This is a genomic window from Candidatus Synechococcus spongiarum SH4 (assembly GCF_000586015.1).
GTDB classification, from domain to species: domain Bacteria; phylum Cyanobacteriota; class Cyanobacteriia; order PCC-6307; family Cyanobiaceae; genus Synechococcus_B; species Synechococcus_B spongiarum_F.
Genome location: NZ_JENA01000080.1, coordinates 1 through 6,825, shown reverse-complemented (window position 1 = coordinate 6,825; position 6,825 = coordinate 1). Strand labels below are relative to the sequence as shown.

The 6,825-nt window shown below is 61.0% G+C and carries 10 protein-coding genes and 1 pseudogene; 6 read left to right on the top strand and 5 right to left on the bottom strand.

Going from position 1 to position 6,825, the window contains the following annotated elements:
- The first annotated feature begins 91 nt into the window (after positions 1-91).
- From BG35_RS10405 to purQ, 3 genes are all read left to right on the top strand, one after another.
- Positions 92-1,156 carry a CobW family GTP-binding protein gene (locus BG35_RS10405; RefSeq protein ID WP_308417018.1) on the top strand — a complete coding sequence of 355 codons (1,065 nt, stop codon included), beginning with the start codon at positions 92-94 and terminating at the stop codon, positions 1,154-1,156.
- A gap of 67 nt (positions 1,157-1,223) precedes the next feature.
- Entirely contained in the window at positions 1,224-1,484 is a 261-nt protein-coding gene (gene purS / locus BG35_RS0105045; protein WP_025781973.1) for a phosphoribosylformylglycinamidine synthase subunit PurS, read from the top strand.
- Position 1,485: 1 nt separating this feature from the next.
- Complete coding sequence (gene purQ / locus BG35_RS0105040) at positions 1,486-2,157, top strand: phosphoribosylformylglycinamidine synthase subunit PurQ (RefSeq protein ID WP_025781972.1); 672 nt, start codon at positions 1,486-1,488, stop codon at positions 2,155-2,157.
- Here the strand turns inward: purQ and BG35_RS0105035 are convergent.
- Positions 2,150-2,740: a peroxiredoxin gene (locus BG35_RS0105035; RefSeq protein ID WP_025781971.1), complete on the bottom strand. Its 591-nt coding sequence runs from the start codon at positions 2,738-2,740 to the stop codon at positions 2,150-2,152. The two genes, purQ and BG35_RS0105035, sit on opposite strands and share 8 nt — an antisense overlap.
- Before the next feature lie 140 nt (positions 2,741-2,880).
- Between BG35_RS0105035 and BG35_RS0105030 the strand changes: the two genes are divergently transcribed.
- The 3 genes from BG35_RS0105030 to BG35_RS10400 all read left to right on the top strand — a co-directional run bounded on the left by BG35_RS0105030 (position 2,881) and on the right by BG35_RS10400 (position 4,658).
- Positions 2,881-3,141 carry a hypothetical protein gene (locus tag BG35_RS0105030; protein ID WP_025781970.1) on the top strand — a complete coding sequence of 87 codons (261 nt, stop codon included), beginning with the start codon at positions 2,881-2,883 and terminating at the stop codon, positions 3,139-3,141.
- 126 nt (positions 3,142-3,267) lie between these two features.
- A complete protein-coding gene (locus tag BG35_RS11530; RefSeq protein ID WP_025781969.1) occupies positions 3,268-3,516 on the top strand; it encodes a hypothetical protein in 249 nt (82 codons plus the stop codon).
- On the top strand, positions 3,513-4,658 hold the full coding sequence (locus BG35_RS10400) for a hypothetical protein (protein ID WP_025781968.1): 1,146 nt from the start codon (positions 3,513-3,515) through the stop codon (positions 4,656-4,658). Before BG35_RS11530 ends, BG35_RS10400 begins: the two co-directional genes overlap by 4 nt.
- Before the next feature lie 140 nt (positions 4,659-4,798).
- Here the strand turns inward: BG35_RS10400 and smpB are convergent.
- The 4 genes and pseudogenes from smpB to BG35_RS11525 all read right to left on the bottom strand — a co-directional run.
- A pseudogene (gene smpB / locus BG35_RS10395) lies at positions 4,799-5,291 on the bottom strand (SsrA-binding protein SmpB).
- A gap of 59 nt (positions 5,292-5,350) precedes the next feature.
- Positions 5,351-5,860: a hypothetical protein gene (locus BG35_RS0105005; protein WP_025781966.1), complete on the bottom strand. Its 510-nt coding sequence runs from the start codon at positions 5,858-5,860 to the stop codon at positions 5,351-5,353.
- Between the two features lie 56 nt (positions 5,861-5,916).
- Positions 5,917-6,375: an SRPBCC family protein gene (locus BG35_RS0105000; protein ID WP_025781965.1), complete on the bottom strand. Its 459-nt coding sequence runs from the start codon at positions 6,373-6,375 to the stop codon at positions 5,917-5,919.
- Between the two features lies 1 nt (position 6,376).
- Positions 6,377-6,825, bottom strand: a 449-nt coding sequence (locus tag BG35_RS11525; protein WP_173399736.1) for an FAD-dependent oxidoreductase, incomplete at its 5' end; no start/stop codon positions are given.

Genomic DNA, 6,825 nt, shown 5'->3' with positions numbered 1-6,825 from the left:
AGTTCCTGCCGGTGATGCTGGAGTTGCTGGAGCGGCGCCGGAATCTGGACGGCATCGTCATTGAAACCAGTGGACTGGCCCTCCCCAGCCCCTGCTGGATGCCTTCCGCTGGCCCGAGATCCGCACGGCGGTCACGGTGGACAGCGTGGTGACCATGGTGGACGGGGAGGCCCTGGCCGCGGGCAGCGTGGTGGGGGATGCCGCGGCGGTGGAGCGTCAGCGCCAGGCGGATCCGGAGTTGGAGCACCTCACCAGTCTGGAGACCCTGTTGGCGGATCAGTTGCACAGTGCGGACCTGGTGCTGGTGAGCCGCGCCGATAAGCTCTCCGCTGCCGAGATGGCCGCTGTTGAAGCGCGCATCCATCCCCATATGCGTCCGGGGGCGCCGGTGCTGCCCAGCCGCCATGGCGTTGTGCCCCCCGAATTGCTCCTGGGCCTGGATCGGGACGCAGAGGAGGATCCGGGCTGGACAAGTAGTCCGCGTCATCCTGCCGGCCATGACCACCACCGCCATGACCATCCCCATGTTCACGATGACCACCACGGCGACCACCACCACGCGCCCGTCACCAGCGCCGTGGTGAAGCTGGATGGCGTGTGGGATCGTCAGACCCTTGAAGCGCTGCTGCGGCAACAGTTCACGGCCATGGGTCTGCTGCGGGCCAAGGGCTACGCCGCCATTGCCGGCAAGTCCCTGCCGCTGATGATCCAGGCGGTGGGACCTCGCCTGGAAACCTGGTACCAGGCCAGATCCGACTACCGGGGCGGCTTGACCCTGGTGCTCATCGGCTTGGCGGTGGACCCTGCTCCCCTGCGCACGGCGTTGACGGACCTGCGTCTCCGCCTTCATGATCCGGTCTGTCCTGGGACAGAAGCCCCCCATCTGCCTTGCAACGCCATGGAAAGCCTCAGGGAGACCGTTGCCTACGTGATTGCCTATGGGGTTTCCCCGGCCCTGGTGCTGGGCTTTTTCCTCATCGGTCCATTTGCCGTGGGCAAAGTTGCCCATGCAAAAGGCCACAACCCCTTGAGTTGGGGTCTGGCATCCATTCTCATTACACCGATCCTTGGGGCTACTCTGGTTGCAGGGCTGCCTGATCGCCATCTCCACAAGAAGCTGGACAGGATCATCAGCCGCCAGCCCCCTTGGGAATGAAAGTCAAGGGCAATGGACCCGCCGCTGTTGTGTTCAACTGTAGGAAGGCCGAACCGAACGAATCCCTATGCCCCATTTCCATGCCACCGTCCGCGTGGGTCTGAGACCTTCCGTTCTGGATCCCGCCGGGGAAGCCGTCTGCGCGGCGGCCCGACGCCTCGGCCATGGCGCCATCCAATCCATCCGCATCGGCAAGGCCATCGAGATCCGGCTGGAAGCCCCTGACGCGGCAACCGCCCGGCAACAACTGGAGTCCCTCAGCGCCCAGCTTCTGGCCAATCCCGTGATGGAAACCTGGAGCCTGGAACTCCACAGTCAGGAGGTTTGAAATGGATGTTGGTGTGGCGGTGTTCCCCGGCGCCAATTGTGATCGGGACGTGGGCTGGGCCCTGGCGGGCTGCCTGGGCTGGCGCGTCACCTTCCTTTGGCACCAGGAGGCCGCGTTGCCCAGGAAGCTGGATGCCCTGGTGTTGCCCGGCGGCTTCAGCCATGGGGATTACCTGCGCTGCGGGGCCATTGCCAGTTCCGCGCCGCTGCTGGGAGCCGTGGCGGATTTCGCGGCCATGGGGGGGCCGGTGCTGGGCATCTGCAACGGCTTTCAGGTGTTGACGGAAGCGGGGTTGCTGCCTGGGGGACTGATCCGCAACAGGGGTCTGCACTTCGTTTGCCGGGATCAGAGGTTGCAGGTTGAAAGCAGTTGCTCCCCCTGGCTGCGCCACTTTGCCCCGGGGGACGCCCTCACCTTGCCCATTGCCCATGGGGAAGGGTGCTACCACATTGACCCCCCCGGCCTGCGCCAGCTTGAGGACCATGACCAGATTGCCCTCCGCTACCTGGACAATCCCAATGGGTCCGTTGGCCACATTGCCGGTGTGAGCAACAAGGCGGGCAACGTTCTGGGGCTCATGCCCCATCCGGAGAGGGCCTGTGACCAGGCCACCGGCGGCACTGACGGACAGGCGCTGTTCCGGGGCTTGGCGCACTGGATGGGCCTCAGTTGACGGCGGCGAAATACTCCTTGGACTTGACCGGGTCAGGATTCATCGTGGGATCACCGGGTGTCCAGTCGGCGGGGCACACTTCATCCGGGTGGCTGCGGATGTACTGGAAGGCCTGGAGCACCCGCAAGGTTTCGTCCACGTTGCGACCCACCGGCAGGTTGTTGACGGTGGCATGCATGATCACCCCATCCGGGTCGATGATGAACAGCCCCCGCACGGCCACACCGGCCTCTTCATCTAAAACATTGTAGTCCCTGGCAATGGTTTTATTCAGATCGGAAATCAGGGGATAGGCAATGTCCCCAAGGCCGCCCGCTTCCCGATCTGTTTGCAACCAGGCCAAGTGTGAATACTCACTATCCACGGAAACCCCCAGAACTTCAGTATCCTTGCTGCTGAACTCCTCGTAACGGTCGCTGAATGCCGTGATTTCCGTGGGACACACAAAGGTGAAGTCCAGAGGGTAGAAGAAGAGGACCACATACTTGCCGCGGTATTGAGACAACTTGACCTCCTGAAACTCCTGGTCAAACACGGCTGTGGCCGTAAAGTCTGGGGCTGGTTGGCCAACACGGATGGTCATGGTGGGGGCTGGATCAAGGTGGCCTGAGCACAGGCGCGCTGCCGCTGGCCTGCTCACTGCTCAGTGCTGTTACTCTAGCAACACGTGGGTCCGGACGAGGCGTACAATGGTCAGGACCACCACAAACGGATTGCCTGCTCATGGGATGGGACCCCAGCGTCATGCGCAAATTTGCCGCCACCAGCCACCAGCGCCTGATTCATCAACTTCGTAGCGAACTCCAGAGCGGCAACCGGGCGCGACCACTTCCGACCACCGTTCTGGAATCCGCCGCCAGCGCCGCGGCAGCACAAGCACAGGCAGCGGCGCCACAGACGGGGAACGCTTCAAGCCAGGAGCAAGGGCAGGGGAAACGGCCCCGGTCCTTCCGGGAGCGCCTCAATGCCGTTGACATGCGCTGAGACGGGCTGACCACCGGCCCACCCGTGGCCTCAGCCGGCCCAATCCGGATGGGGGACATCTGTGCTCGCCTGCCAGACCGGGCTTTGTGGCAGAATCAGCCCCAATGACCCAATGAACACTCCCCAATGGATTGGACCGAGCAGCTTGAGGCCCTGGCTAAAAAGACAAAGGCCCCCAACTGGCAGGCTCCCCCCAATGAGGAGGCCACGAAGATGGCTTTGGTGGCGCCTTTTCTCCATGCTTTGGGCTACGACGTCTTCAATACTGCTGAAGTGATGCCGGAGTTTTCCGCTGATCTGCCCCTCGTCAAGCGAGGTGAGCGGGTTGACTACGCCATCCTGGAAAACAACCAGCCCAGAATCCTGGTGGAGTGAAAGCATATAAAACCAACCTGGATGAGGCGGAGCGTGGCCAGTTGCAACGGTATTTTCATGCCACCAAGGCACGGATCGGCATTCTCACCAACGGCCATGTTTTTCAGTTTTTTACTGATCTGGACGAGGTCAACAAGATGGATGAGAAACCCTTTGCTGAAATCAACCTGCTCAATCTCCGTAAGGCACCACTGAGTCAGTTAAAGCATGTCACCAAGACCAAATTTAACCTGGACGAGCTGCTGGGCATTGCTGAAGAGTTGAAATACATCAAAGGTGTGAAGGATGAGATTCGTAAAGAATTAACTGCGCCCAGCGATTGGCTGGTCAAGGAAATGGCCCAGCGGGTTCACTCTGCCAGGCGGATTCGTGCTCAAATCCTGGACAGCTTCCGCCGAATCGTTGCCGAAGCCATCCAGTCTTACATCGCTGACCGCATCAATGAAACCTTAGATAAGGCAATTAAAACAGTAGAAATTAACGAACACGATCACCAGTCGAATGAACAGGATACTGCAGAAGCCAAAATCTCCAATGATATTGTTACAACACAAGAAGAAATAGAGGCTTTGTATATTGTTAGAGCAATTTGCGCCAATCTTATTGATTCAGATAGAATTATGGAGAAAGATACGAAAAACTATTGTAATATTACTCTAGATGGTGAACCCAGGCAATCATTTTTAAGGCTGCATTTCAATTTTGTCAGAAAGAAGAAAATTGCCATTTTTGACCAAGATCAACCTGAAGTTGTCTCCGTGAAACATCCATCTGATCTCTATCAATATAAGGAGCGCATTCGCAAGGCTCTCAATCTCAAGCTAGAGCCGTCAAGAGGCTCAGAGCAAAACAATCAAGACTTTATGTTAGAAACTGAAAATTCCGATGACGTTGTTAGCACACAGCAAGAAACAGAAGTGCAGTTTGTCCTCCAGCACATCAGAGGCCGTGAATCGGAAGGCGCAGCCATCGGTGAGCTTCTGCAGGTTATGCCTGGCAAGACGCGACCACAAATTCAGAGGATGCTCAACCGGCTTCAGGCCAGTGGGCGCGTTCATATGAAGGGCAAGGCCAGAGGGGCTCGCTGGCATCTTGTCAATGACAGTCAATCATCCAACCGCATCCCCACCAGAAGGAGTTGAGGGATGCCAGCCAGTGTGGAAGGCCACCCCTCAGGTTCAGGGCCACGGGGAGAGGAGGGAAGGAGAACGCCTGTTGCTGAGACGTTCCAGCCTTCCCCACCTCCAGGGACGGTCCCTTTCCTGGTTACAGGGTCCTGAGGCTAGGGGCGGCCCAGCACGGCGCGCATGGCCTGACGGTCTTCCCTGGTGCGGTCGTGGCGGCGCTTGTCGTGGAGTTTGCGGCCCCGCCCCAGGGCCAGGCTCAGCTTGATCCAGGAACCCTTCAGGTGAAGGTTGAGGGGCACCAGGGTGAGCCCCTTCTGGGCCACTCCCCCCCAGGCGGTTAATCTCCCGCCGCCGCGCCAACACCCGCCGCGCCCGCAAGGGTTCGTGGTTGAAATAGCTGCCCGCCTGCTCATGGGGGGAAATGTGAACGTTATGGAGCCAGATCTGCCCGTCCCGGACCAGGCAGAAGCCGTCCCGCAGATTGGCCTTGCCCGCACGGATGGACTTCACCTCGGTGCCCAGCAGTTCAAGGCCGGTCTCCAGGGTCTCCAGGATGTCGTATTGATGGCGGGCCAGGCGATTCTCCGCCAATACGCTTGATCTACCTGAACCGCCCTTGGGGCGCCTTGTGGTTTTGCATCGGGCCATGGTGTTCGAATCGACACGCCAAACGACTGTGTTCTGTCAGCATATTTCAGGATCCCGTCCTAAGAACCAAACCCGCAGGTCACCAGCCCCTGGGACTGGCTCCGGCGCAGGATCAGTTGACGTCCGGGCACGTCAACGGCCACAACCTGCACCCCGTCCGCCAGTAAATCCGTCGACGCGCCGCCCACGTCTCCCGGTTGGAGGCTACCCGCACCCATCTCCCCTTCCACAAAGGCCTGGGGACGGCCGTTGAGCACCGCCACGCCCGTGAGCCCCAGGGGGCAGGTGGGGAGATCTGCTGGCGGTGGTCCCGTCTCCACAGCCGGTAAGGCGGCAAAGGGATCAGGGCGGCTGGCTGTGTGGCGCTGCCGCAGGGCGTCAGGGGTGGGGAGCCTGGTGAGGCCGGATAGGTCAACCGGTTGATCGGGCCTGGGCAGGGATCGCGCCACCACCGGGAGCTCCTGCCGGGTGGTGATCTTCACGGCGGGGGGCTCCCCCTGGCAGGCGGCCAGCATGGGCAGCAGGCCACCGAACAGCAGCAGGCGCCTTCTTACCGTCTTGAGGGCCATGGCGGTCCGTCTCCGGGAATCAGTAACGCCTTCCCATGGTTCCCCCCTGTGGTTGCTCAGGCGCTCCGACCACCAGCGCCAGCGCCCGATTCCACCAACTCCTTGAAACGCTGCAGATTGGCTTGTAGCTCCTTGTCCACCACGCCCCGCAGCAGGGAGGCTTTCATCAGCGGAGCCAGGATCACCGGCAGGGCATAGCCAATGCTCAGCTTCACCGTGGTGCTGTTGGGGGCCGTGCCGTAGAAGCGCACGGCCCCCTTGGTGGGCAAACCCGCCACCGATTCCCAGTGGAGTTGCTGCCGTTCCACCTTGCGGGTGGTGCGGGCTTTCCAGGTGAACCGGAATCCCCGGGCCGCCAGGGTCCATTCCGTCAGCAGAGGATCCTCCAGTTCCCGCACCGATTCAATCCAGCGCATCCAGCGGGGCATGGCGGTCAGGTCGCTCCACACAGCCCACACCTGCTCCAGAGGCGCCGCCACGTCCACCACCACACTGTGCTCCAGCCAGTGAGCCATCTCAAGCCACTGCTGCGGAGGTGGCCAGACGAGCTGGCCGGTTCAGGATAGCTGCTGCAGCCAACAGCCCGCTCATGGTAGCCCCTTCCATGGAATCAATGTAGTCCTGACGAGTGTAGCTGCCCGCAAGGAAGAAGTTGCTGACGGGAGTGCGTTGTTCAGGGCGGTAGGGCTCCATGCCGGGAGCTTCCCGGTACAGGGACTGGGCCAGCTTGACCACGTTGCCCCACAGCAGGGTACACCCGCTACTGGAGGGGAACAGGCGGCGCACCTGGCCGTCCGTGTGGGCAATGATGTGCTCGTTTCCGGCCTTGATCCAGGGATCGCCCGGTGTGAGCACACACTGGAGCAGGGAACCACAGCCGGGCTTGCGGTAGTCGGCGGGGCTGGCGAGGGCCAGATCGGCAAAGCAACTGAAGTCCGCGTCCGCGGTGTAGAGCAGGTTGTCCA